The organism is Micromonospora parastrephiae (assembly GCF_016802865.1).
GTDB classification, from domain to species: Bacteria; Actinomycetota; Actinomycetes; order Mycobacteriales; family Micromonosporaceae; genus Micromonospora; species Micromonospora parastrephiae.
The window spans coordinates 1-2,006 of record NZ_JAEVHM010000377.1 but is presented as its reverse complement, the minus strand read 5'-3'; the positions used below and the strand labels follow the sequence as shown (position 1 = coordinate 2,006).

Here is a 2,006-nt window from a genome sequence, read left to right as displayed (position 1 = left end):
CGCCCCCGCCCCCGCCCCAGTCACTCCTGGTTGATCATGAAGTTATTGCCATGACACGCCGACGGCGATGGCAATAACTTCATGATCAACGCGGATGGGTGGACCCGTCAGGGGGCTGGGGTTGGGGGTTCGCCGGAGTCCAGGACGGCCTGGGTCCAGCCGCCCTCGATGACGCCGGTGGCGTCCAGGACGGCCCAGTCGACCACGTCGGTCGCCTCCACCACGACCGGGGCGCCGATCCGTACGCTCTGGTCGGTGGCGGCGTCGCTGGCGCTCACGCCGACGATCCGCTCCGGGGCCTCCCACGAGGTGACGCCCGCCCAGACGTACTCCGGGCCGTCGTCGCCGGGTAGGCCGTACTTCACCACCAGCTGCGACTCGGCGGGCAGCTTGCCGGCCACGAACCGGGCCCGCGCGTCACCCAGCGCGCGCGGGCGGTGGCGACCGCCCGGCTCATCGCGTCACCGGAGCGGGCGTAGCGCACGTCCGGCTGGATCCCGGAGAACAGCGTCGCGCAGGCGGCGGCGTAGTAACGCCCGTCCGGACCGGGATGCCCGGCGGGCGGGCGCAGGCTGAGGAACGAGTCGGCCTCCGGATCGGTCGCCGGGTCCAGCTCCAGGCGCAGCAGCACCGGCGCGGTCGCGCCGTGCTGCTCCGGATTGCCGTACGCCACCGCGATGTCGTGCCCGGTCACCGTGGCCAGCACCGGCAGTTGCACGAACGCCGGCACCTCCTCGCCGGTGAGCCCGTCGGTCCAGTCCCGGAGCAGCCGGCGTGCCGCCCCGGTCATCACCGCGCCCCAGGCCCGGGTCAGGTGGTCGGGCACCCCCTGGGTCTGCAACTCCAGCAGGCCGAAGCGGCGCAGCCCCTTGGTCGTGAACCACAGGCCCTCGGTGTCCGAGGAGTACGGCACCAGCACCCAGTCGACCAGCCGGATCCGGCCCTGCTCGTCGGGGAGCGAGCGCAACGCGGTCGCCGGGTCGAGGAACTGGAGGCCGAACACGTCCACCACGTCGCTGTCGACGGACTCGGCGACCGCCGCCGCCACCGCCCGGGCCGCCCACTCGTGCGCCGGCGGCCAACCCGGGCGGTACTCGGCCTGCACCACCACCAGGTGCGTCGCCGCCGCCAGTCGCGCCAACTGCGCCTCGGTGGCGCCGAACGCGGTGAGCAGATCCGGTGGCAGTTCGGGGAACTCCGCGATCGGCCGGGTGTCCACGCTCATGAGCGGGCTGTCCAGCATCTGCCGGGCGAGCCCGTGCACCGGTTCGGCGAGCCGGCCGGTGAGAGCCGCCACCGCCGTCTTCGCGCTGACCTTCGGCAGCCCCGCCATCGGCACCAGATAGGTCGCGCTGAGCGACTCCGGGACCGGTACGGGCAGGAAGTCGTCGGTGATGAGCATTCTCGGTCCCCCGGTGGCCGCGCCGGTGCTGTCGAGCCGAACGCTACCCGGCCGGCCGCGCCCGCTTCAGGCGGACAGCACCAGACCCAGGTAGACCAGCGTGGTGACCACCTCGACGGTCGCACCGAGCACGTCGCCGGTGATTCCGCCGAGCCGGCGTACCACGTGACCCAGCAGCGCGACCGCGACGGCCAGCGCGACGACGACGGCCAGTGGCCCCTGCCACGGGCGGCCCGGCACCGCGGGTAGCGCCAGCAGCGTCACGGCGACCGCGCCGGCGGCCAGTGCCAGCGGGCCGACCGTGCCGGCCACCAGCGCGCCAAGGCCCTCGGGCCGGGCCGCCGGTACGCCCTCCGGCAGGCCACGGTCACGCCCAGCCGGCCGCGGCGGTCGCCGCGACCACCGCCGCGAGACACGCCGGCCAGGGTCGACCGGCCAACTCGGTGAGCGCCGCCGCCTGCACCAGCAGGACGACCACCAGGGCGACCACACCGAACGGGCCGACGTCCGGCTTCTTCATGATCTCCAGCGCGGCCGCGCCCCGGCGGTACGAGCCGAGGGCGTCCACGGTGTCGGCCAGCCCGTCCAGGTGCAGCCCACGGGT

2 pseudogenes are annotated in these 2,006 nt (G+C 74.4%); both read right to left on the bottom strand.

The annotated features are described in order from the left end of the window. Nucleotides 1-107: 107 nt before the first annotated feature. Nucleotides 108-1,402 (bottom strand): annotated as a pseudogene (locus JNW91_RS31160) (DUF2314 domain-containing protein). 66 nt (nt 1,403-1,468) lie between these two features. Beyond that, nucleotides 1,469-2,006 (bottom strand): annotated as a pseudogene (locus tag JNW91_RS31155) (adenosylcobinamide-GDP ribazoletransferase); the annotation flags it as partial.